This is a genomic window from Gordonibacter sp. 28C, from assembly GCF_003339845.1.
Classification (GTDB): Bacteria; Actinomycetota; Coriobacteriia; order Coriobacteriales; family Eggerthellaceae; genus Gordonibacter.
In genome coordinates this window covers 316,858-340,253 of sequence record NZ_PPTR01000004.1, presented here as the reverse complement: position 1 = coordinate 340,253, position 23,396 = coordinate 316,858, and the positions used below count along the sequence as shown (strand labels likewise).

Annotated in this window: 17 protein-coding genes; 16 read left to right on the top strand and 1 reads right to left on the bottom strand. The window is 62.3% G+C overall.

Features of this window, described 5'->3' with window-relative positions; all coding sequences use genetic code 11:
- Nucleotides 1–79: 79 nt before the first annotated feature.
- From C1878_RS07450 to C1878_RS07435, 4 genes are all read left to right on the top strand, one after another.
- The gene (locus C1878_RS07450) at nt 80–5,587 is read left to right on the top strand and encodes an MBG domain-containing protein (RefSeq protein ID WP_114600975.1); all 5,508 of its coding nucleotides are present in this window, start codon (nt 80–82) and stop codon (nt 5,585–5,587) included.
- 1 nt (nt 5,588) lies between these two features.
- The gene (locus tag C1878_RS07445) at nt 5,589–6,158 is read left to right on the top strand and encodes a hypothetical protein (protein WP_114600974.1); all 570 of its coding nucleotides are present in this window, start codon (nt 5,589–5,591) and stop codon (nt 6,156–6,158) included.
- A 243-nt stretch (nt 6,159–6,401) separates the two neighbouring features.
- Nucleotides 6,402–7,655, top strand: coding sequence for an HD domain-containing protein (locus C1878_RS07440; protein ID WP_199519304.1), 1,254 nt, complete (start codon nt 6,402–6,404; stop codon nt 7,653–7,655).
- Nucleotides 7,656–7,682: 27 nt separating this feature from the next.
- Complete coding sequence (locus C1878_RS07435) at nt 7,683–8,192, top strand: hypothetical protein (protein WP_114600972.1); 510 nt, start codon at nt 7,683–7,685, stop codon at nt 8,190–8,192.
- 229 nt (nt 8,193–8,421) lie between these two features.
- On the opposite strand, the gene C1878_RS07430 is transcribed toward C1878_RS07435, so the two are convergent.
- Complete coding sequence (locus C1878_RS07430) at nt 8,422–8,634, bottom strand: molybdopterin-binding protein (protein WP_114600971.1); 213 nt, start codon at nt 8,632–8,634, stop codon at nt 8,422–8,424.
- A gap of 262 nt (nt 8,635–8,896) precedes the next feature.
- On the opposite strand from C1878_RS07430, the gene C1878_RS07425 reads away from it, so the two are divergent.
- The 12 genes from C1878_RS07425 to alaS all read left to right on the top strand — a co-directional run bounded on the left by C1878_RS07425 (nt 8,897) and on the right by alaS (nt 22,770).
- Nucleotides 8,897–9,814, top strand: coding sequence for a substrate-binding domain-containing protein (locus C1878_RS07425; protein WP_114600970.1), 918 nt, complete (start codon nt 8,897–8,899; stop codon nt 9,812–9,814).
- A gap of 100 nt (nt 9,815–9,914) precedes the next feature.
- Nucleotides 9,915–10,775, top strand: a complete 861-nt coding sequence (gene pstC, locus C1878_RS07420) for a phosphate ABC transporter permease subunit PstC (protein ID WP_114600969.1) — start codon at nt 9,915–9,917, stop codon at nt 10,773–10,775.
- Nucleotides 10,775–11,740 carry a phosphate ABC transporter permease PstA gene (gene pstA, locus C1878_RS07415; protein ID WP_114600968.1) on the top strand — a complete coding sequence of 322 codons (966 nt, stop codon included), beginning with the start codon at nt 10,775–10,777 and terminating at the stop codon, nt 11,738–11,740. Before pstC ends, pstA begins: the two co-directional genes overlap by 1 nt.
- Nucleotides 11,741–11,861: 121 nt before the next feature.
- Nucleotides 11,862–12,602 (top strand): phosphate ABC transporter ATP-binding protein PstB, encoded by a 741-nt coding sequence (pstB, locus tag C1878_RS07410; RefSeq protein ID WP_369833625.1) that lies wholly within the window; start codon nt 11,862–11,864, stop codon nt 12,600–12,602.
- A gap of 319 nt (nt 12,603–12,921) precedes the next feature.
- Nucleotides 12,922–13,611, top strand: a complete 690-nt coding sequence (locus C1878_RS07405; RefSeq protein WP_114600966.1) for a response regulator transcription factor — start codon at nt 12,922–12,924, stop codon at nt 13,609–13,611.
- The gene (locus C1878_RS07400) at nt 13,608–15,020 is read left to right on the top strand and encodes an ATP-binding protein (RefSeq protein ID WP_114600965.1); all 1,413 of its coding nucleotides are present in this window, start codon (nt 13,608–13,610) and stop codon (nt 15,018–15,020) included. Before C1878_RS07405 ends, C1878_RS07400 begins: the two co-directional genes overlap by 4 nt.
- 341 nt (nt 15,021–15,361) lie before the next feature.
- Nucleotides 15,362–15,667 carry a type II toxin-antitoxin system RelE/ParE family toxin gene (locus C1878_RS07395; RefSeq protein WP_199519303.1) on the top strand — a complete coding sequence of 102 codons (306 nt, stop codon included), beginning with the start codon at nt 15,362–15,364 and terminating at the stop codon, nt 15,665–15,667.
- Complete coding sequence (locus tag C1878_RS07390) at nt 15,664–15,966, top strand: helix-turn-helix transcriptional regulator (protein ID WP_114600964.1); 303 nt, start codon at nt 15,664–15,666, stop codon at nt 15,964–15,966. Before C1878_RS07395 ends, C1878_RS07390 begins: the two co-directional genes overlap by 4 nt.
- A 457-nt stretch (nt 15,967–16,423) precedes the next feature.
- Entirely contained in the window at nt 16,424–17,839 is a 1,416-nt protein-coding gene (locus C1878_RS07385; protein ID WP_241963649.1) for a replication-associated recombination protein A, read from the top strand.
- A 114-nt stretch (nt 17,840–17,953) separates the two neighbouring features.
- Nucleotides 17,954–18,703, top strand: coding sequence for a DUF948 domain-containing protein (locus C1878_RS07380; protein ID WP_114600963.1), 750 nt, complete (start codon nt 17,954–17,956; stop codon nt 18,701–18,703).
- A gap of 15 nt (nt 18,704–18,718) precedes the next feature.
- Entirely contained in the window at nt 18,719–20,014 is a 1,296-nt protein-coding gene (locus C1878_RS07375; protein WP_199519302.1) for an AI-2E family transporter, read from the top strand.
- A gap of 119 nt (nt 20,015–20,133) precedes the next feature.
- Nucleotides 20,134–22,770: an alanine--tRNA ligase gene (gene alaS / locus C1878_RS07370; protein ID WP_114600962.1), complete on the top strand. Its 2,637-nt coding sequence runs from the start codon at nt 20,134–20,136 to the stop codon at nt 22,768–22,770.
- Nucleotides 22,771–23,396: the final 626 nt, after the last annotated feature.

The following is a 23,396-nucleotide window of genomic DNA, read 5'->3' as shown; positions in this document are numbered from 1 at the left end:
TGAGCGAATCAATTGCAAGCGACCCCCAAGAGGGCGGGCGTCGCCGTATAGGCGCACCCAAAAGGATTCGGTGATACGTATGAGCATGTTAGAGAAACTGAGCGACGCGAAAAACACGTTCGAGGGCAAGGCGCTGGCCGTATTCATGGCCGTGGTCATGGCGTTCTCCCTGAGCAACCTCTCGTCATTTGCGAGCGCGTCCGAGGAGGATCCGTCATCCGACGCCCCTGCCACGCAGACCGCTGACGCGACGAACGGCGCCGCTGACAACGGAACTGCCGAATCCACCCAAACGGGCGAGCCCGCGCCGACCGCGCCGACCGCGCCGGTCGAGACGCCGTCCGCACCCGAGGCGCCCGCGCAGAACAACGCGCCCGTCCAGAACGAGGCGCCCGCGCCTTCGACCGACCTGCCCACCGCCGAGCCCGGCGTGGCCGTGGTCGGCCTGGACTTCGCGCATGCGTACATCAAGTACCTGGGGCAGGAGCTCACGGCGCCCCTGGCGTCCTTCAGCGCGCCCCTGAACAAGGAGCTGGCGTTCACCGCCCACGCCGACACGGGCTTCGAGGTCGACAAGGTGAAGGCCGTCGTGGGCGGCGTCGAAACCGAGCTGGCCCCCAACGAGCAGACCGGCGAGTACAAGGTTCCTGCCGATCTCGTAACCAGCAACCTCACCGTCAAAGTGGAAGCCAAGGCCGTGGAAACCGAATCCGCCACGCCCGAGGATCCCACTGCCACTCCTATAACCTCCGGCACCGAGATCGAAGCTGGGGAAGGAGAAGAGGCCGACGGGTCCGAAACTGAAGAGCCCGCCGTCGAAGAAGAAGCTGTCGAAGCCGATCCTGCGCTTACCAGCCCCGCGTATCAGGGTTGGGCTCAGGTGGGCGACATCGTTGTGAAGGTTACAGCCGACGAGAACGTGCTGCCCGAAGGCACGACGGTTCAGGCTGTGGAGATCGTGAACCAGCAAGTCGTCGATGCGGTGGCCGATGCCGTAGAGGCGCAGGGCAGGCAGCTCGAAAACGCCGTGGCCATCGACGTGACGCTGATCGGCCCCGAAGGCAACGTCATCCAGCCGAGCGCCGCGGTGAACGTGAGCTTCTTCAATACGAATCTGAACCCCAGCGAGATCGGCGTGTACCATGTGGCCGACGATGCCGCCAGTGTGGAAGCCGTGGCGACCCTCCAAGCCGACACCGACGTGCAGAGCTTCAACGTCGATCACTTTTCCATCTATGTGGTAACCGAAGAGGGCACTCCCAAATTGGCTACCTACAATTTCTATGATGCCGACGGCACGCTGCTTAACACTCAAATTGTCAAAAACGGCGATACGCTGCTTGAGCCTGAAGTTCAGGCGGCAGGCGATGGCGAGTACTTTGCCGGATGGTACTTCAAGAACGGTGAAGAGTGGGGCGAGCGCTTCGCCTCTTTCGGCGCGCAAACCGTCGCCGAGACGCAGACGTACGATGTGTATGGCAAGTACGTAAAGGCTCGCTACGTGTATTTCATGAACGACGATGCCAGCAATCCCGTTGTGGTTGCCACGAAGCAAAGCGCAGACGGTATGTCTGTTTCCACGACGGACGTCACGTTCCCGGTTGGCGCAGAGCAGTCGATTACCGGTTGGTACATGACCGATCCCGGCAATCCCGTTGGCGATACCGTTGCGCTCGATGGTGAAGATATCACTCTGTATCCTATTATAGAGAACGGCCATTGGCTCACCTTCGAGAGCAACGGGGGAACCTATGTCAATCCTGCGTTCTACGGAGCGGAGAGCTCCACGATTGCTCCTGCCAATCCGACGCGCAACGGCTACAGGTTTGACGGTTGGTACAGCGACGAGCGTTGCACCAAAACGTTCAACTTTGGCTCTGCCCTGACGTCGAACGCCACGGCGTATGCCAAGTGGACCGCGAACGCCAACACGAAGTACACACTAGTATACTGGATCGAGAACTCCGACGATTCGAACTACACGTTCGAAAAAACTGCAACGGCGAGCGGGACGACCGGGGCGAACGTCTCGCTTACGAACACGCAAACAAGCACCAGCAACCTGAACGCGTCCTACCGCTCCTACTTCACTTACGCCAGTTCCAAAACGCTGGGAGAGCTTTCCGGCACGACCATAGCGGGCGACGGCTCGACGGTCGTCAACGTCTACTACAGTCGTAACACGTATACCCTGACATTCAAGGACGGCAATAAAACCGTAGCAACTATCTCAGCGAAATATAACGCGAAAATTTCCGATGAGTTCAACAAAGCTCCGTTCAACACGACTTATAACGGGCGCGCCTGGGATGATACGGGCTCTTATTACAAGTATGCTTTGCAAACGCTCGACAGGATGCCGGGACAGAATGTCACGTTCAAGCTATATAGTAAGAGCAGCAGCACTCTCAAGACGATCCATTATTATGTGCAAAAGGTCGATTCAAGCGCCACGCCGACGAGCTGGCCGACGGGTCCGGGGAACGACTATGAACTCCTGAAAGATGTTAAGACCTATTTCAATTACGCTACCTATAACGAGGAATACCATGAGATCGAGGGCTTCACGCGTTTTTCGGCGAGTGCAGCTGGCTTCAGTGGTAATGAGAAGAGATTTACCAACAACCAACTGTCTCTTTACTACATACGCAACTCGTACAATCTGACGTTCCAGAATGTCAATAGCATCGCCAAGACGGAGTCGGTTAAATACGAAGCGTCGCTAACTGGTCGCTATTCGTACACCCCGCCGCGGCCCGATACGATGCCCGAAAACTTTGAGTTCGGAGGATGGTACACCAGCCCTACGTGCGAGGATGGCACAGAGGCCTCGGCAGTGCTTACTTCGATGCCGGCTGGCAATGCTATCGTGTATGCCAAGTGGGCGGCTCCGGAAGTAAAGGCGACCATGTATTCGGACGTTAACGGAACGAGCGTCGCCAAGGAGATGCCGCTTGATTACGGAGCGACAATTTCCCAATCGGATCTGCCCGATATCGACGTCCCCGCCGACGCTTCGTTCCGCGGATGGTATACGAAGGCGTCCGATGGGACCTTGGTGCCCTTCAACTTCAGCACGGAGATTTTTAGCGATATAGAGCTGTATCCTTACTGGACAAGCAACTCGAGCTTCAGCGTAACGTACGCTGCCGGCGAGGCGACGGGCACGCCGCCGAAGGACAGCATGGCTTATGCGCAAGATTCCTATGCCAAGATACTAGACAGCAGCGGTTTGACCGCCCCTGCCGACAAGCCCGTTTTCCTCGGCTGGGCAGCCTCCGATGGCACCGTCTATCGCCCGGGAGATCAGGTCAAGGTAACGGGGAACATGGTGCTCACCGCCCAGTGGGGTGCTGTGCAGGACACGGTTTCCTTGTCCTATCATGCTAATTACCCTGAAGGCATGAGCGGTTCGGCACTTAATGAGATTGGCGGTCTCGCCAACAACGCCGAGCATACGCTGCTCGGTCTGGCTGACTGCGGCTTCAACAGCTCCGACGATTACGTCTTCCTCGGCTGGAGCACGGATGCAAGTGCGACCGAAGCCGAATATGCGGTTGGCACGGCTGTTCGCGTCGACGGCTTGGGAGCGAACGACCTCCATGGCGTATGGAAGAAAAAGACTGCCATCACCGTTGAGGCGGATTCTAACTCCTGGAATTACGATGGCGCAGCACATTCTCAGGACTCTTTCAAGCTCACTATTAATGGTGGACAGCCGATTTCAATAGGTGCCGAGGGTACCTATACCTTCGAAAACGGTGACGTACTCAGTGCCGACGTCGAAGGCTCTATTACTAATGTAGTCGAGAACGATGTTGCCAATAAGATAACGAACCTCACCATTACCCGTAATGGCGAGGATGTTTCTGGCGAGTACAAGATTACGCAAAGCGACGGCAAGCTATCTATAAAGCCGGCCGAGGTCGTCGTGACCGTCACCGGCCACACCGACACCAAGGTCTACGACGGCACCGCCCACACCGTGAGCGGCTACGACGTGTCCATCCCCGAGGGCAGCCTCTACACCGAGGCCGACTTCACCTTCGGCGGCGACGCCACCGCGACGCGCACCGAGGTGGGCACCACCGACATGGGCCTGGCCGCCGACCAGTTCGTCAACAACAACAAGAACTTCACCAACGTCGTGTTCAACGTCACCGACGGCTGGATGAAGGTCGACCCGACCGACGCCGAGGTCGTCGTGACCGTCACCGGCCACACCGACACCAAGGTCTACGACGGCACCGCCCACACCGTGAGCGGCTACGACGTGTCCATCCCCGAGGGCAGCCTCTACACCGAGGCCGACTTCACCTTCGGCGGCGACGCCACCGCGACGCGCACCGAGGTGGGCACCACCGACATGGGCCTGGCCGCCGACCAGTTCGTCAACAACAACAAGAACTTCACCAACGTCGTGTTCAACGTCACCGACGGCTGGATGAAGGTCGACCCGGTTGCTCTGACTATCAAGGCTGACGATAACGGTAAGGTTTATGGTCAGGACGATCCCGAGCTGACCGCCAACGTAACCGGGCTTAAGGGCGCTGACGAGTTTACCGGCACGTATGAAGTTACGCGCGAGGCCGGAGAGACTACTGGCACCTATGAGATCACGGTGAACAACGTGGCCTTCGACAACCCGAACTACACGGTTGAGACAAAGCCGGGCACGTTCGTTATCACCCCGCTTGGCGAAGCGGCTATTGTGGTGGGCGACTTGACCAAGATCTACGACGGTACCCCGCTTGAACCGAACGTCGTCACGCCTGTTGGTTTGGCAACGGGTGACTATGTCGATGGAATCGTGTACGAAGGGGCTCAGACCAACGTCGGCAGCAGCAGTGCTACTGTCACGGATTATGTAATTCGCAACGCTGAGGGTGTTGATGTGACTGAGAGCTACACGAGTATTCAGGTTGTCCCCGGCACGCTGACTGTCAGCCCCGCTACCATCACCGTCACGGCGAACAACCAGACGAAGGTTGCCGGCACGGATGATCCTGAGCTGACGTACACCTTCGCCGGTGCCGTGAACGGCGAGACCGCCCGCTTCGCGGGCGGGCTGCAGCGCGTCGCAGGCGAGGACGTGGGCTCCTACGCCATTAACCAGGGCGGCCTTGCCCTGGTCGATAACGGGGACTTCCGCACATCCAACTACACGCTCGTGTTCGTGCCCGGCACGCTCACCGTCACGGCAGCGACCGTCCCAGTGACACCGCCGCCCACGACGCCTGAGCCTCCTCTCGGCACGGAACCCGGGGATGATCCGGGCATACCGTTCCTGGATCCCATCGTCCAGGCTCTGGAGGACGCGGTCACGCCGCTCGCCGGCCTGCAGGAAGAGACGATCGCCGACGACGACAACCCGCTCGCGGGCTACGACCGGGTGAACTGCTGGGTGCACTACTACCTCATCCTGGGCATCATCGTCACGGTGATCTACGGCGGAGGCGTGCTCGTGCGGCGCATCAACTTCACGCGCAAGCTCAAGGGCTACGAGGACGACGTGCTCGGCGTCGAGGACGAATCGGCCGCCGTGCCGGCAGGTGCGCCTATGGCAATGGAAGGCAAGGAGGTCTAGCATGAAGAAGAGCAACTGGATCATCTTGGCGGTTTTGACCGTTGCCGCGGGCTTCTTCCTGTGGCTGTGGTACTACCTGGGCTTCAACTTCGTCGACGACCCGTTCGACCTGGTGCTCGCCATCGTGTGGTGGGGCGTGGTCGCGGCGCTGGTCATGGGCATCCATACGGCCGAGAAGAAGCGCCAGCAGCGCGTGCGCACGGTGTACGTGAGCGACGGCGCCACCTTCAACAGCGAGAAGGGCCTGATGCGCTTCGAGGGCACCAAGCCCATGCAGGAGGTTGTCGCCTCCATCTTGGAGAACCTCAAGTACGATTTCACCCGCGAGGATTTCCCCGAGCGCGACGAGTTCGACGCGAAGTTCTTCATTCGCACCAAGGAGTTCGACGTGGAGAAGGCGGACGAAGCTCAAGCAGAGGAAGCTCCGCAGCCGGCCGATTCCGCCGAGAAGCCCGAGCCCAAGAAGTGGACCGGCGAGGTCGTGGTGGTGGATACGAAGGAGGAGCGCCCCTTCGAAACCCCCGAGGAGCTCGCAACCATCTTGGCTTCGCTTGACCAGAAGGCTGCCTAGCACCTCGGAGCATCGCAAACAAACCGACGGCCCTCTCGCCAAAAAACGGGAGGGCCGTCGTGCGTGAAAAGAGCGAGCTTCCGACTCAAGCGATTTAAAATTGAATCAGTTTCCCTATTCCCCTACAGGGAACATTTGTTCTATAATATATTTATGAAATAGGAAGCTGGACGGGGGAGGGCGATAGGTTTGTATCGATTCAGGGATCCGATTCATGGCTATATTCCCGTATCCGAGGGCGAGTTGGCCATCATCGACAGCGCTCCTTTCCAGAGGCTTCGAGGTATCAAGCAGCTGGCTACTACCAGCCTCGTCTATCACGGTGCGGAGCACACGCGATTCGGTCATTCACTTGGTGTCATGCACCTCGCGTCGGCCGTGCTCGAATCAGTCACGGATAAGAATCCGGGTCTTTTTGACACCGCTACGCGCGATTGGTATCGCCAAATACTGAGGATAATCGGGTTGACCCACGACCTTGGGCATGCTCCCTTTTCCCATGCTTCGGAAACCCTGTTTGAAGGGAATCTCGAACATGAAGATTATACGAGGAAGATTCTCCTTGAAACCGAAGTGGGAACTTGCATCCGAAAAATCGGTGCTGAAACAAGACAAAAGTACGGCGAGAAATTCGATATAACGCCAGAGCTTATTTGGATGATCTACGACGGCACGGACGTGCTGAACGAGCAGTATATCTCTCCCGATTTCCAGTTTTTAAAGAGCTTCATGGACGGCGAGCTCGACTGCGACAAGATGGACTACCTTCTGCGCGATTCGTATTATTGTGGAGTTCAGTACGGCCATTACGACCTCGATAGGTTGGTTGAATCTTTCACGGTGTATCGAAGCGATGACGGATCGGCGCTCCGCCTCGCCATCGAACGCGGTGGCGTGCACGCGGTAGAGGAATTCGTGCTCGCGCGCTACTTCATGTTTTTGCAGGTGTATTTCCACAAGACGCGACGTTTGCTCGACAAGCGTCTCACCGACTGTCTTGGAGACATTCTTCCCGGAGGCTATTTTCCCACCGACGTGTACGAATACCTTGAATGGAACGACGCTAAGGTTATGCGGGAAATTGACAAGAGCCGAACCATGCGAAGCGCTCGGGCTTTCCTCGAGAGGGAAACAATGTCGTGCATTTACGCGACTAACGTTCACATGAACAAAGAGGGCGGAATGGTTTTTGGGATAATGGAGAATAGCTTGGCCGCCCGCCTTGCGGAATCGGGTCTGTCGGAAGAAGATGTTTCCTTGCATTTGGTTTCCGACCGTCCGAGGAAGCCCGTTCATGCGATATCGGAGGAAGCATTGGACGAGAGGGGTATCCCGGTGGTTGTCGGGCACCAAAAGGAACCTGTGTCGATACTGGACGAATCGCTGCTTTTGGCAAGCCTTAAGAAAGAGATACACATTCAAAGACTGTACGTTTCAAATGAATACAAAGTAGAAGCAGAAAGAATCGTACAAGAGCTGTTGGAGAAAAGCCTATAATGGCGAAAGCGACAGGAGGGTGGCGACATGGGCGAGAAAATCGAGCTGCTTTACATTGCCGAAAAATGCTCCCAAATGGATATAACTGATTTAGGGAAAAAGAAATTTCAGAAACTCGTCTACCTTATCGAAAAGGTAGGGAACACGCCCTTGGGCTACGACTACGAGATATACTTCTACGGCCCTTACAGCCGAAAGCTTGATGATGATCTTGACGAGCTCTCCCGCGAGGATTTGATACGGTATACCCGTCGCGGACAGTCGCATCTGATCGGCATTACCGGCGAGGCGCGTGGCGAGCTAGAAGCGGGGCGCCTGTCTGCCGAGTGGCGGGGCTTCGTTGACGAATCGCTTGAGCGCTTCGGTGGGAAAACGCCCTACGAACTCGAATTGCTGACGACGACGCACTACGTTGCATCGCTGCTCGGTCCTGCGGCCGATAGGAAGAACATCGAGCGGGGCGTCAAGAAGATCAAAGGTGAGAAGTTCTCCGCGAGCAAGATAGAGACTGCGGTGAGCGAGTTGAAGCTAGCCTAGCGAGTGCGAAGCGACGTCGTTTTGCCGGCTTCGCCGGAACGCCCTTCGTAGGTGCGAGCCCCGCCTCTACGGGCGCTCTTCAGGGCACCCGTATGACAGGCGCGCCGCCCCCGGAAGGTCCCGGCTGGCTCCCAAGCAACGGCAAAGCCCCGCACGCGATGTCGCGTGCGGGGCTTTGTTGCAGGATCGCGCAGTCGTGGCGGTCTCGCGCATTCGCGGGGCGCCCGCGCTACTCGTCCACGCCGATGATGACCGACGACGCTTTGATGACGGCGTAGGCCTCTTTGCCCACTTCCAACTCGAGTTCCTTGAGCGATCCCATAGAGATCGTCGACGTGATGAGCTGCCCACCTTCCAGCTCCATGATCACGATTGCGTTAACCGCTCCCGGATGAATGGCCGTGACGGTGCCCTTCAGCGTATTGCGTGCGGAAAGCTTCATTGAATCAATGCACCCCCTTTCGGTCTTCCCCTCGTTGAACCTCGTCAAACCATTGTAACGCCCCTTCATGCGTCATGCGGGCAAGAACCGCAACAAGGCGGCATTCTCTCGCTTCCCCCAAGGCTTTACGAAAATTTGATCGACACGAGACATTCACTTGATGCGGTTTCTTCATCATGGGAAGTGCGACATCTCTGTTTTCCAAGTGTCGTGCACGAACCAGACTATATGCGCCCTGCAGGGCGCCAAGGAAAGGAAGAGCATGAAGAAGCGTTTGGTTATGGTTGCGATGGGGGCCCTGCTCGCGCTGGGCCTGTTCGGCATCGTGGGTTGCTCCGGCGGCAACGATGGCGGGTCCAGCTCCAACGGCGGCGGCGATGCGAAGGCCACGTCCCCGTCCGGCGAGGTTTCCGTGTATTCGCGCGAGGACGGCTCCGGCACGCGCGGTGCCTTCATCGAGCTGTTCGGCATCGAGGAGAAGGACTCCAGCGGCGAGAAGGTCGACAAGACCACCACTTCGGCCGCCATCACGAACTCCACGTCGGTCATGATGACGTCGGTGGCCGGCGACGCGAACGGCATCGGCTACATCTCGCTGGGTTCGCTGAACGACACGGTGAAGGCCGTGAAGATCGACGGCGCCGAGGCGACCACCGCCAACGTGAAGAGCGGCGACTACAAGATCGCCCGTCCGTTCAACATCGTGACGAAGGACGGCCTGTCCGACGTGGCGCAGGACTTCGTCGACTTCATCATGAGCGCAGACGGCCAGAAGGTCGTCGGCGACGAAAAGTACATCCCCGTTGACGAGTCCGCCAAGGCATACACCGCCTCCGGCAAGTCCGGCAAGGTCGTCGTTGCCGGCTCCTCTTCCGTGACCCCCGTCATGGAGAAGCTGGCCGAGGCCTACAAGGCCCTCAACCCCAACGTCACCATCGAGGTGAACCAGTCCGACTCCACCACCGGCGTGAACATGGCCACGGAGGGCACCTGCGACATCGGCATGGCCTCCCGCGAGCTGAAGGACTCTGAGAAGTCCAGCGTCAAGGCCACGGTTATCGCTCAGGACGGCATCGCCGTTATCGTGAACAAGGACGCCTCCGTCGACGAGCTCACCTCCGATCAGGTGAAGGCTATCTACACGGGCGAAGTGACCACCTGGGAAGAGGCTTTGGCCTAACCGTTAAGCACGTGCGTTCTTACCGCCCCGTCCCGTTGGGCGGGGCGGTTCGACGCCTCTCGCCGACTTCAACGAACAGGTATTTTCGATAAGGATGGTAATGTCTCAACTTCACATCAAAGAGGGCATTGCGAAGGCGCTGTTCGTGGCTGCCGCGGGGATATCGATCCTCGCGGTAGCTCTTATCTGCGTCTTCCTCTTCGCGAACGGCGTGCCGGCCATCGCGGAGATCGGCCTCCCGGAATTTCTCTTCGGCACCACATGGCGTCCCGCCAACGACATCTACGGCATCTTCCCCATGATCGTGGGCAGCATCTACGTCACGGCCGGGGCCATCGTCGTGGGCGTGCCCATCGGCCTTCTGTGCGCCATCTTCCTGTCGCGGTTCGCCAGCGGCAAGGTCGCGGCGTTCCTCAAGCCGGGCGTCGAGCTTTTGGCGGGCATCCCCTCGGTCGTCTACGGTTTTTTCGGCCTGGTGGTCATCGTGCCGTTCATCCGCGACAACATGCCCGGACGCGGCTTGTCGCTGCTGGCCGCCGCCGTGCTGCTGGGCATCATGATCCTGCCCACCATCATCACCGTGGCGCAGAGCGCGCTCGACGCCGTGCCCAAGAAGTACTACGAGGGCGCGCTGGCGCTGGGCGCCGACCACGAGCGCTCGGTGTTCCGCGTCATCGTCCCGGCCGCCGTGTCGGGCATCATGGCCGGCATCGTGCTGGGCGTGGGCCGCGCCATCGGCGAGACCATGGCCGTGATCATGGTGGCCGGCAACCAGACCGTCATTCCCAGCAGCATCTTCGACGGCGTGCGCACCATGACCGCCAACATCGTGTTGGAGATGGGCTACGCGGCCGACCTGCACCGCGGGGCGCTCGTGGCCACCGGCGTGGTGCTGTTCGTGTTCATCCTGCTCATCACCATGTTGTTCAACGTCATCAAGAAGCGGGGTGAGCTGAAGTAATGAGCGCGAAACTGACGATAGCCTACGAAAGCGCCGGCACTCCGGCGGTCGCCCCCGGTTCGGGAGACCATATCGACTCGCTGTTCGCGGCGGTGGAGGAGCGCCACCGGAAGCAGCGTCGCGTCGTGTCCACGCTGCTGCGCCTGGTGGTGTACCTGGGCGCGCTGCTGACCACGGCCGTGCTGCTGTTCTTGGTGGGATACATCCTCATCAACGGCGTGCCCTACATCACGCCCGCCCTGTTCGAATGGGAGTACAACTCCACGAACGTCTCGCTCATGCCGGCGTTGGTGAACACGCTCATCATGGCGGGGCTCTCGCTGGTCATGGCCGTTCCCATCGGCGTGGGGTCGGCCATCTACCTGGTGGAGTACGCGCCTCGCGGCAGCAGGTTCGTGCAGATCGTGCGCACCACCACCGAAACGCTGCAGGGCATCCCCTCCATCATCTACGGCCTGTTCGGCATGCTGTTCTTCGTGACGGCGCTGCACTGGAACCTGTCGCTTCTGGCAGGCGCCTGCACCTTGGCCATCATGGTGCTGCCGGTGGTCATGCGCACCACCGAGGAGGCGCTGCTGGCCGTGCCGGACTCCTACCGCGAAGGCGGCTTCGGCCTGGGCGCCGGCCGTTTGCGCACGGTGTTCCGCTGCGTGCTGCCCTCGGCCATCCCCGGCATCCTGGGCGGCGTGATCTTGGCGCTCGGACGCTGCGTGGGCGAGGTTGCGGCCCTCATCTTCACGGCCGGCTCCATCGCCCAGATCCCGAACTTCGCCGGCGAGGGTTTCGCGGCGCTGTTCGACTCCACCCGCACGCTGGCCGTGCACATGTACGCGCTCGCCAGCGAGGGTTTGCACGTCAACGAAACGTACGCGACGGCGGTGGTGCTGCTGGTTCTGGTGGTTCTGCTGAACCTGCTGGCCACGTTCGCCGCAAAGAAGATGAACAAGGGAGGCGCAGATGCCTAACGCAACGCTTGAGAAAACCGCTTCGAAGCAGGAAGCCCCGGCAACCTACATGCCGCATGCCCAAGGTCAGGCGGACGAGCGCCAGATGAAGGTGAAGGCGCCTATCGACGCGCCCGCGAAGATGGGCGTGCACGACCTGGACCTGTACTACAAGGATTTCCAGGCTTTGAAGAACATCAACCTGGACTTCCCCCAGAACCAGGTGACGGCGCTCATCGGCCCGTCGGGTTGCGGCAAGTCCACGCTGTTGAAGAGCTTGAACCGCATGAACGACCTGGTCGAGGGTTGCCGCGTCGAGGGCGACATCACGCTCGACGGCGAGGACGCCTACCGATCCATCGACGTGAACAGCCTGCGCCGCCGCGTGGGCATGGTGTTCCAGCAGCCGAACCCCTTTCCCATGAGCGTGTACGACAACGTGGCGTTCGGCCCGCGCACCCACGGCATCAAGAACCGCGCCGACCTGGACGAGATCGTCGAGCAGAGCCTGCGCGACGCCGCCATCTGGGACGAAATGAAGGATCGCCTGAAGAAGAACGCTCTCGGGTTCTCCGGCGGCCAGCAGCAGCGCCTGTGCATCGCCCGCGCCCTGGCCGTGCGCCCCGAGGTGCTGCTGATGGACGAGGCCACGAGCGCGCTCGACCCCATCTCCACCGCCAAGATCGAGGACCTGGTGGGCGAGTTGAAGAACAAGTACACCGTCATCATGGTCACGCACAACATGCTGCAGGCGCTGCGCGTGTCCGACAAGACGGCTTTCTTCCTGCTGGGGGAGATGGTGGAGGCCGGCCCCACGGACGACATCTTCACGGCCCCCGCCGACCCTCGCACCGCCGACTACGTGGCGGGCCGGTTCGGCTAGGCTGACGCCGCATTTCCACGAGCCCGGCCGATCCGGGCACTGCCTATACTCCGCCTGCCCGCCTGCCGGCCCCCCCACCGGCCTGTCGCTTGTCGACGGCGACCTGGTGCGACGGGGCCTCAAGCAGGTTCATGCCGGTATCGGCATAGCGGCGAGTCGCTTCGTCGCCATCGACGCCGCCGTCCCTCGGCGGCGTCCCGGTCGGCGGGCATCCGTCTTTACGCAAATTTGACCTTGTCGCGCCGTTGCGTTTTTCCTTCTGCTTTACAATAGGCTTGACGGCGGTGGAAGCGTGCTGCCGGTCGAAAGGATTGCGCCCATGATCTATTACGTTGAAGACGACACCAACATCCGCGACCTTACGGTGTACGCGCTCAAGCAGGCCGGCTTCGAGGCGTGCGGGTTCGCGGCGGCGGGCGAGTTCTTCGCCGCCTGCAAGCGCCGCCTGCCCGAGCTCGTGCTGCTCGACATCATGCTGCCCGAGGTGGACGGGCTGGAGATACTGCACATGCTGCGCGAGGATCCGGCCACGAAGCACCTGCCGGTCATGATGCTCACGGCCAAGGGCACGGAGTTCGACACGGTGAGCGGCCTGGATGCCGGCGCCGACGACTACCTGGCCAAGCCCTTCGGCATGATGGAGCTGGTGAGCCGCGTGAACGCGCTCATGCGCCGCGCCGCCGCGCCGGCCGTGGCGGCCGACGACGAGTTCTCCTGCGGACCCCTGTCGCTCACGGTTTCGTCGCACGACGTCACGGTGAACGGCGAACCCGTCACGCTCACGCTCAAGGAGTTCGATCTTCTGCGCACGCTCATGCAGAACGAAGGCCACGTGCTCTCGCGCCGCCAGCTGTTGGAAGACGTGTGGGGCATGACGTACGTGGGCGAGACGCGCACGGTGGACGTGCACATCCAAACGCTGCGCCAGAAGCTGGCGGCGGCGGGCGCGGGTTCCGACGCGTACATCCAAACGGTGCGTGGCGTGGGCTACTGCGTCAAGCAGCCATGAGCCCCACCCATTTCCGCGTGAAAAGCTTGGCCGGAAAGATATTCACCGGTGTTCTGGCGTTCACCATGGGCGTCATACTCGTGCTGGGCGTGGCCATGACCACCATATACTACCTCTCGTACGAGCACGACGCCGAAGCCGAGCTGGCCGCGAGCGCGCAAGACGCCGCCGCCTACCTCAACGTATCGCCTCCCGAGGCGAACATCCCCGCGCTCGAGGAGCAGTTCGCCGGCCTCACGCGCTACACGCTCATCGCGTCCGACGGCCAGGTGCTCTACGACAGCGCCGCCGACCCCGCCGCCATGGAGAACCATGCCGATCGCCCCGAGGTGCGCGAGGCGGGGGAGAATGGCCAGGCCACCATCATGCGCTTCTCGGACACGCTCGGCACCGACACGGTGTACGCGGCCGTGAAGCTGGACGACGGCAGCATCGTCCGCCTGTCCGAGACGCGCCACTCCCTGCTGGCCTTCCTAGGCGACATGCTCGTGCCGCTGCTCGTGGCCGTGGTCGTGGCGGCCGTGCTCGTGCTGGTGCTGTCCAAGGCGCTCACCAGCCGCATCATGAAGCCCATCGACGCGCTGAACTTCGCCGACCCGTTGGAGAACGAGATCTACGAGGAGATGGACCCGCTGCTCATCCGCATCGACGAGCAGCAGCGGCGGCTGCTGCTGCAGAACCGCGAGCTGGCCGAGGCCGAGAACATGCGTCGCGACTTCTCCAGCAACGTGAGCCACGAGATGAAAACCCCCTTGCAGGTGATATCCGGCTACGCCGAGCTCATGAAGAACGACATGGTGCAGCCCGACGACCGGCAGAAGTTCGCCGCGCTCATCTACGAGGAGGCGCAGGCCATGCGCTCCCTCATCAACGACGTGCTCACGCTCTCGCGTCTGGACGAGTCCGCGTTCGGCGACGACCCCGTGCTCATCGACCTGCACGCCGTGGCCGGGCGTGTGGCGGGCCGCTTGGCCAGCTTCGCCGCCGAGCAGGGCGTCGAAGTGCGCGTCGAGGGAGCATCGGCGCACATAGCCGGCAGCGAGACGCTGGCCGAGGAGATGCTCTACAACCTCATCGAGAACGGCATACGCTACAACCACGAAGGCGGCTCGGTGGTGATGCGCATCGGGCGAGAGTCGGAGCCGTGCGTTTTGCACGAGGACGAGGGCCCGGTGGACTGCGTGTGCGTGCGCGTGAGCGACACGGGCCCTGGCATTCCCGAGGAGTTGCGCGACAAGGTGTTCGAGCGCTTCTTCCGCGTGGACAAGAGCCGTTCGAAGGAAACGGGCGGCACGGGCCTGGGGTTGGCTATCGTGAAGCACGCCGTGCTCTACCATCACGGCGTCATCGAAGTGGAAGGCGCCGAAGGGGAGGGCACCACGTTCGTTCTGAGGTTCCCGGCCGCGTAGGGCGGCCGTTTGCGCCTCGATGCGTCTGGCCTTCGTTTGATTCCCGCTTGATCCGCGCTAGATTCCTGCAAGGTTTCGGCAAGATCGCTCAGGTCCTCCTGCAAGAAGCGTGCAAGGTTTTCGCGGCTTTGCGCAGGGTTCTCTGACGGCTTCCGTGCAAGGTTGCGGAGCTATGCTTTTCGCGGGAAAGGGAGAGGCCGCAGCCCGTCGAAAATCAAATCAGGGACGCTCGCCTCTCTTGCATGATGATAACTAGTTTGTTATCATACAGGAAAGGCTCGATATGTAAAAAAGTAGTCTTCTATAAATCGCCGGAGGGCAAGTCTGAGATCATCGAATTTTTGGATGAGTTGCAGGGCAAGGCGGAATCGGACAAGAACGCGCGCATTTTGAGAGAGAAGATGATCTCTTATATGAAGGCGCTCTCTTGCTACGGCACGCGCATCGGTCGTCCGCAGGTCAAGCACCTTGAAGGTGATTTATGGGAGTTGAGGGTGTTGCGATATCGCGTGCTGTTCTTTTGTCGGAGGAACGGAGAGATCGTGCTTCTGCATTGCTTTCTCAAGAAATCGCAGAAAACGCCTCGTCGGGAACTGGCGAAGGCAAAGCGGAACCGCAACGACTACATCGAGAGGTTCGGATCATGAGAAGCTACGGCCATATTGAAACGATTGATGACTACCTGGCTGATGAAAGCCGTGTTTCAGCGGCCGAACGAGAGCAGGTTTCTTTTGAAGTCGATCTGATCGGCAAGATGATCGAGGCTCGCGAGTCGCGGGGGATGACGCAGCGCGACCTGGCGGAGGCGAGCGGGTTGAAGCAGCCGGCCATCGCCCGCATCGAGTCGATGCGCTCCGCGCCGCGCGTCGACACGCTGCTCAAGCTGCTGGTCCCGTTGGGCTACACGCTGAGCATCGTCCCGCTTGAGGCCGACCGAGGCGAATAGGGTTCGGAGCTCTGCCGGTTCGGCGAGAACTCCCCCGCCGGCCGTTCTCTCGGCGGCGCCGGGGCAGCCCCTGGAAAACGTCGAGGCGCCGTGCCCCTTGCGGTCGCACGACGCCTCTTCTGCGTTGCGTGAAGAGCCCCACCCCCGGCCAGAAGGATGAACCCACCTCAAAAGGTGGGTGCTCGCAGCCCGCTTCCTGGCTTTCGCATCAACGGATGCGAATCTCCATTTCACGCGCTATCTTGAGCTCCCTCATGTTATAGCATCGGTCCATCGCAAAGTATGGCTTCGAGGGCAGGACCTGATTCAGAGTATACGTGCGTTTCGGCCGAAGAAAAGTCTTGACATGTTATTTGTTGCGTCGTTTTCACAAACAGCGCACCTGGTCGGCACATCCTTCGGTTTTAGGCGATGGACTTTCTATGCAAACAAGCGTTCGCATGATATGATGGTCGCCATGGATACGCTATTCACCGAAATGGAAAACGAGCGCAAGTCCGAGGTCGCGCCCTTGGCCGTGCGCATGCGCCCGCGCTCGCTTGACGAGCTGGTGGGGCAGGACGAGGCCGTAGGTCCCGGCAGCTGGTTGCGCAGCGCCATCGAGCAGGACCAGCTGAGCTCGGTCATCCTGTTCGGTCCGGCCGGCACGGGCAAGACGTCGCTTGCGCACATCATCGCGGAAACCACGAAGGCCACGTTCGTGGAGGTGTCGGCCATCGGCGGCACGGTGTCGGACCTGCGCCGCGAGATCGACGCGGCCGAGAAGCGCCTGACCGCGTTCGGCCTGCGCACCATCCTGTTCGTGGACGAGATACACCGCTTCAACCGCAGCCAGCAGGACGCGCTGCTCCATGCGGTGGAAGACCGCGTGCTCGTGCTGGTGGGCGCCACCACGGAGAACCCCTTCTTCGAGGTGAACTCGGCGCTCATCAGCCGCTCGCGCGTCGTGGAGCTGCACGGGCTCTCGGACGGGGATATCGGCGAGCTCGTCGACCGCGCCGCAGCCGACGAGCGGGGCCTGGGCGGCCTCTACCGGCTGGACGCCAAGGCGCGCGACGCCATCGTGCTCCTGGCCGGCGGAGACGGGCGCGGCGCGCTCACCACGCTCGAGCTGGCCGCCGGCATGGTGGCGCCGGGCACGCGCAAGAAGCCCGCAGCCGTCACGGAGGACAACGTGCGCGCCGCCGCGCCCCATCGCACGCTGCCCTACGACAAGAACAAGGACATGCACTACGACATCATCTCCGCGTTCATCAAGTCCATGCGCGGCAGCGATCCGGACGCGGCCCTGTACTGGCTCGCCCGCATGATCGACGGGGGCGAGGATCCGAAGTTCATCGCGCGCCGCATGTTCATCGCGGCTTCCGAGGACATCGGCAACGCCGACCCGAACGCGCTGCTCGTCGCCGAGGCGGCCTTCAAGTCGGCCGAGGTCATCGGTTATCCCGAGTGTCGCATCAACCTGGCACAGGCCGCCCTCTACCTGGCGCTCGCGCCGAAGAGCAACGCGGCGGAGGCGGGTATCGACGCCGCGCTCGCCGAGGTTCGCAACGGCCCCGCCCGCTCCGTGCCCGACCACCTGCGCGACCGGCACCGTCCGGGTTCCGAGAACTACGGCCGGTACCTCTACCCGCACAGCTATCCGGGCGGCTGGGTCGACCAGCGCTACCTGCCCGAGGGGCTGGGCCGCGGGGCGTTCTACCGTCCGAGCGACCGCGGCTGGGAAGCGTACCGCGCCGACGCGGCCGCGCGCGACCGAATCGACGCCGCGCCGCCCGCCGCGCGCCCGCCGCACGCGAAGGCTCCTTCTGGCGAGGTTGGCGCACCGCTGGACAAGCGGGACGGCGATACGCAAAACCCCACGTCGCGTTGAAAGTAACCGATCGGCTACCGCCTATGGAAGCCGGATGAAAACGTGAGTCGGCCTGTATAGAATCCGAGGTGGACATGATATAGTGAAAACTTCGGTAGCTCAGGAGGCGCCAACATGGATATCAGCGAAGTCATCAGCATAGCGTTGCCCATCGTCTACGTGCTCGTGGGTGCGGCACTCATCTGGCTCGTCGTCGAGCTCGTCATGACGGTGCGCAGGACGCGCAAAACCGTCGAGCAGGTGCAGAAGCAGGTCGAGCCCACGCTTGCCAGCGTGGAGCGCATCACGGCCTCGCTCGAGCCCGTGGCGGCCAAGGTCGATCCGCTCGTCGAGCGCGTGTCGCTCACGGTGGACGCCGCCAACCTCGAGATCATGCGCGTCGATCAGATCCTCGAAGACGTGAACGAGATCACCGATTCCGTGTCGTCGGCCGTCGACGCCGTCGACTCCGTGACGAGCGCGCCCATGGAGCTGGTGAACAACGTGACGAGCCGCGTGCGCAACGCGTTCAAGCCGAAGCGCGCGAGCGACGAATCCGTGGCCCTGGGCCAGGAGAAGGCGGCCGACGCGAAGGTGTCCGACGCCGTGAAGAGCGTGGTCAAGGGCTCGGCTGCCGTTGCCGAGGCCGCCGTGAACGACCAGCGCGAGCACAGGGCCGAGCAGCGCGCCGCGCGCGAGGAGAAGGCGGCCGCCAAGCGCGCCGCCGCGGAGAAGACGTCGGAAGCCGCCGCGAGCATGGCCGATGCGGTGACGACCGCCGCCACGTCCGATACGGACGCGGCGGCGCAATACTTCACCTATGAGAGCGAGCAGGGTTCCGAGGGTGCGGGTGCAGCGTCCGACCAGGTCAAGTCCGAAGCGTAGCGAGGAGCCGGCCCGTTGGATCCCGAACAGACCGAGCGCGAGGAGGTCAAAGCGCTGAAGGCGCGCCGCCGTTTCCTCACGGTGTGGACCATCGTCGGCGCTATTCTGCTGACGGGCGTCCTCGTGTACCTCACCAACATTCTCAGCGTTCCCATCGGCATCGTCATTTGGTCCGTGGTCATCGTGTTCTGCCTGCGAGGCCCGGTGAACAAGCTGGAGAAGCTGGGCGTTTCCCGCGTCGTCGGCACCACGATCGCCTACGTGCTCATGTTCGTCGTGCTGGCTTTGGTGGGCCTGCTCATGTTCTCGCCGGCGTTCGGCGTGGGCGACCAGTTCACCAACCTCGTGCAGAGCATACCCGGCTACGTTCAGACCATCGCCGGCTGGGGGAACGACCTGTACGCCCGCTACGCCGACGTGCTGCAGAACGACACGGTGAAAGGCTGGATCGAGAACGCGTTCTCCGCGCTCGTCGACTGGGCCTCCACCCTTGCGCGCGACAGCGCCTCGGGCGTGGTGGCCATCGGCACCGGCGTGGTCAACACCTTCATGGCGCTGGGCTTCGCGCTCGTCGTGGCGTTCTGGATACTCATGGAGCTGCCGGCGCTCGGACGCGAATGCGAGCGCCTCATCAACCCGCGGCATCGCGAGGACATGGAAATGCTGCACGTCACGTTCACGCGCGTCATGGGCGGCTACATCAAGGGCACGCTGCTGCAGTGCGCCATCATCGGCGTGGGGTGCGTCGTGCTGTTCGGGGTCATCGGCATTCCCAACTACGCGGCCCTCGGCGGCATCGCCGGCCTCATGAACATCATCCCCATCGTGGGGCCCTGGCTGGGAGGCGCGCTCGCCGCCATCGTGGGCGTGTTCGTGAGCCCGTGGATCGCCCTCGTGGCGCTGGTGGGAACCATCGCCATCCAGCAGATCGTGTACACGTTCGTGTCGCCGAAGATCATGGCGAACTCGGTGGACGTGCATCCGGCGCTCACCCTCATCGCGTTGATGGCCGGCTCGGCCATCGGCGGGGCCATGAGCGGCTTCACCGGCTCGCTTGTGGGCATGCTGGCCTCGATTCCGGCGGTGGCCGTGGCGAAGTCGGTGTTCGTGTACTACTTCGAGAAGCGCACGGGCCGCCAGCTCGTGGCGAAGGACGGCGTGTTCTTCCAGGGAACGCCCGCCGGCGGCGAGTCCGTCGACCCCATCGCCGACGCCATCGCGCCGCATCCCGACGTGTCGGCCGCGATCGAGCGCATCGAGCTGAAAAAAGCCGAGGCGGAAAAGAAGGCGCGGCAGAACAAAGAACGCTAAACTATCCCCAGCACGTTTTGGACAAGGCGGATGCCGCTGCGCCTGCCTTGTCCTGAGCATACGAAGGGCATCGGAGGAGAAGTTCGATGCGCGGACCTACGGACAGAAAGATTGACGACATGAAGTACCTAACCAGCGCGGAGATCCGCGAGAAGTACCTGAGCTTTTTCGAGGAGAAGGGCTGCAAGCGCTGGCCTTCGTCCTCGCTCATCCCCGACGATCCGTCGCTGCTGCTGACGAGCGCCGGCATGGTGCAGTTCAAACCGTACTTCCTGCAGCAGAAGCACCTGGAGGCCCCCTACGTCGGCACCACCACGGTGCAGAAGTGCGTGCGCACGAACGACATCGACATCATCGGCACCACGGGCCGCCATCAGAGCTTCTTCGAGATGCTGGGCAACTTCAGCTTCGGCGACTACTTCAAAGAGGAGATGTGCGCCTGGGCCTACGAGTTCTCCACCGAGGTGCTGGGCCTGCCGGCCGAGCGCCTGTACTTCACCGTGTTCCTCGACGACGACGAGACCATCGAGATCTGGAAGAAGCTGGGCGTGCCCGACGACCACATCTCGCGCTTGGGCGAAGAGGACAACTTCTGGCGCGCCGGGCCCACCGGCCCCTGCGGCCCCTGCTCGGAGATTTACTACGACCAGGGCGAGGAGTTCGGCTGCGGCAGCCCCGACTGCGCGCCGGGCTGCGACTGCGACCGGTTCCTGGAGTACTGGAACCTGGTGTTCACGCAGTACAACGGCCAGGAGGACGGCACGCTCGAGCCGCTGCCCAAGAAGAACATCGACACCGGCATGGGCTTGGAGCGCATGGCCGCCATCCTGCAGGGCGTCCAATCGAACTACGAGACCGACGTGCTGCGCAGCCTGGTGGCCGTGGGCGAGAAGCTGACGGGCACCTTGTACGGCGAGGACGCGGCGGTCGACCTGTCGCTGCGCATCATGGCCGACCACAGCCGCGCCGTGGCGTTCATGATCGCCGACGGCATCCTGCCCTCGAACGAGGGCCGCGGCTACGTGCTGCGCCGTTTGCTGCGCCGCGCCGTGATGAAGGGGCACCTGCTGGGCCTGGACAAGCCGTTCCTCAACGACTACGTGGACGAGATCGTGAACCTCATGGGGCACGTGTACCCCGAGATCGTGGAGAACCGCGAGCTCATGCGCCGCGTCATCCTGTCCGAGGAGGAGCGCTTCGGCGCGAACCTGCGCCAGGGCCGCGCGTTCCTCGACGAGGCGCTGGCCCAGCTCGAGGGCGACGTGCTCCCGGGCGACCGCGCGTTCACGCTGCACGACACGTACGGCTTCCCCGTGGAGGTCACGCGCGAGCTGTGCGACGAGCGCGGCATAGAGGTGGACATGGAGGGCTTCAGCCGCTGCATGGACGAGCAGCGCGAGCGCGCCCGCGCCGCCAACACGAAGGACGCCGAGGCCGCCTGGTCCACGTACGGCGGCGTCATGGCCGAGATCCTGGAGGCCGTGGGGCCCACCGAGTTCTTGGGCTACACGAAGAACGACGCCGACGTGCGCGTGCTGGCTCTGGTGAAAGACGGCCGGCAGGTCGACGCGCTGGAGGCGGGCGACGAAGGGCGCATCGTGGTGGACGCCACGCCGTTCTACGCCGAGAAGGGCGGCCAGATAGGCGACACCGGCACCATGACGAAAGAAGGCGCCGCCGCGCGCGTGCTTGACACGAAGGAGCCCGAGAAGGGCCTCATCGCGCATACCGTGCAGGTTGAGGAAGGCCGCATCGTGGCGGGCGACGCCGTGCGCGCCGCCATCGACGTGCCGCGCCGCGAGCGCATCCGCCGCAACCACACGGCCACGCACATCCTGCACTGGGCGCTGCGCGAGGTGCTGGGAGACCACGTGAAGCAGGCCGGCAGCTACGTTGCCGACAACCGTTTGCGTTTCGACTTCACGCACTTCGAGGCCATGACGGCCGACCAGATCGCCGAGGTGGAGCGCCTGGCGAACGAGAAGATCATGGAGAACCACGCCGTGCGCGCCTACGAGACGTCGCTCGCATCGGCCCGCGAGGCCGGCGTGATGGCGCTCTTCGGCGAGAAGTACGGCGAGTTCGTGCGCGTGCTGGACATCGAGGGGTTCTCGCAGGAGCTGTGCGGCGGCACGCACGTGTCCGCCACGAGCGAGATCGGCTTCGTGAAGGTTACGAGCGAGACGAGCGTGGGCGCCAACCTGCGCCGTATCGAGGCGGTTACCAGCTTCGACGCGTTGGCTTACATGAACCGCATGGAGGCGGAGCTCAAGGAGAGCGCCGAGGTTCTGCGCGTTCCTCTGTTCGACGTGGGCGAGCGCACCGCTGCGAACGTGAAGCAGCTCAAGGAGCTTCAGACCAAGATGAAGCGCAACCGCGAGGCGGTGGCCGACGACGGCATCAACGCGCTGTTGGACAACGCGCAGACGAGCGCCGCAGGCTATCCGGTGGTATTCGGACGCATGCCGGAGGCCGATGCGGGCCAGATGCGCAACATGTGGGACGTGCTGCGCGCGCGCCTTGGCAAGCCGGGTGCGGCGGTGCTCGCCACCGAAAAGGACGGCAAGCCCACGCTGCTGGCGGCCGGTTCGCCGGAGGCGGTGGAGGCCGGCTTCGACGCCGGTGCCGTCATCAAGGCCATCGCGCCCTGCGTGAAGGGCGGCGGCGGCGGCAAGGCCTCCATGGCGCAGGCGGGCGGCAAGGACGCCTCGGGCATCGACGCGGCTCTGGAGGCTGCCCGAGGGATGCTGCTGTAAGCTTTCTGGCTGGGCGCGGGCGGAAGGGCCCGCTGCTCGGGCAGTCCTGGGCTCGCACGGAGGCCCCGCCGGGGCCTCCGGCTCGTGCGGAACTCGCCTCGGGCCCTTCCGCCCGCGCCCGAGCCCGAGGCGGCTCTTGCATGCTTCGAGCATGTCAGCCTGCGAAGCTGCCGGGGGAGGCGTCCATGTCGGACCGGGAAGGGAGAAGGGAAGGCGGTGTCGCGCCTTCGGCGCTCTTTTTGGAGGGGAACCCTGTTCCGATGCGGCAGGGGGAAGCGATCGCCTACGCTGGCTTCTCTGCAGGTTCCCGACTCCAACCTCCCGCCCTGGCCCCAACCCAACCCAACCCAACCCAACCTGGCAAACGCCACTGCAGGGCCCTGTTTCCACCAGGGAAAACGCCCTGATCGAGGTAGATTGAGGGCGAAATGCGTTTTTGGAACCGTTTCTGCTAAAAAATCACGTTTGTGAACGACTTTTCGGGTCTTTTTATATATATGTATATATATCATTAAATATATGACCAGATGGGAAAGGCATCGCCTTGATTATTCTTCAATATGATCATGCACAAACGTGATATTTCAGCAGAACCGGCATGATTTTCTGAATTTTGCAGTTGTGGG

Bases quoted from the DNA above. Each gene is read 5' to 3' on its own strand.
- C1878_RS07450 (WP_114600975.1), top strand. From the start codon at position 80: ATGAGCATGTTAGAGAAACTGAGCGACGCGAAAAACACGTTCGAGGGC.
- C1878_RS07445 (WP_114600974.1), top strand. From the start codon at position 5,589: ATGAAGAAGAGCAACTGGATCATCTTGGCGGTTTTGACCGTTGCCGCG.
- C1878_RS07435 (WP_114600972.1), top strand. From the start codon at position 7,683: ATGGGCGAGAAAATCGAGCTGCTTTACATTGCCGAAAAATGCTCCCAA.
- C1878_RS07430 (WP_114600971.1), bottom strand. From the start codon at position 8,634: ATGAAGCTTTCCGCACGCAATACGCTGAAGGGCACCGTCACGGCCATT.
- C1878_RS07425 (WP_114600970.1), top strand. From the start codon at position 8,897: ATGAAGAAGCGTTTGGTTATGGTTGCGATGGGGGCCCTGCTCGCGCTG.
- pstC (WP_114600969.1), top strand. From the start codon at position 9,915: ATGTCTCAACTTCACATCAAAGAGGGCATTGCGAAGGCGCTGTTCGTG.
- pstA (WP_114600968.1), top strand. From the start codon at position 10,775: ATGAGCGCGAAACTGACGATAGCCTACGAAAGCGCCGGCACTCCGGCG.
- pstB (WP_369833625.1), top strand. From the start codon at position 11,862: ATGGGCGTGCACGACCTGGACCTGTACTACAAGGATTTCCAGGCTTTG.
- C1878_RS07405 (WP_114600966.1), top strand. From the start codon at position 12,922: ATGATCTATTACGTTGAAGACGACACCAACATCCGCGACCTTACGGTG.
- C1878_RS07400 (WP_114600965.1), top strand. From the start codon at position 13,608: ATGAGCCCCACCCATTTCCGCGTGAAAAGCTTGGCCGGAAAGATATTC.
- C1878_RS07390 (WP_114600964.1), top strand. From the start codon at position 15,664: ATGAGAAGCTACGGCCATATTGAAACGATTGATGACTACCTGGCTGAT.
- C1878_RS07385 (WP_241963649.1), top strand. From the start codon at position 16,424: ATGGATACGCTATTCACCGAAATGGAAAACGAGCGCAAGTCCGAGGTC.
- C1878_RS07380 (WP_114600963.1), top strand. From the start codon at position 17,954: ATGGATATCAGCGAAGTCATCAGCATAGCGTTGCCCATCGTCTACGTG.
- alaS (WP_114600962.1), top strand. From the start codon at position 20,134: ATGAAGTACCTAACCAGCGCGGAGATCCGCGAGAAGTACCTGAGCTTT.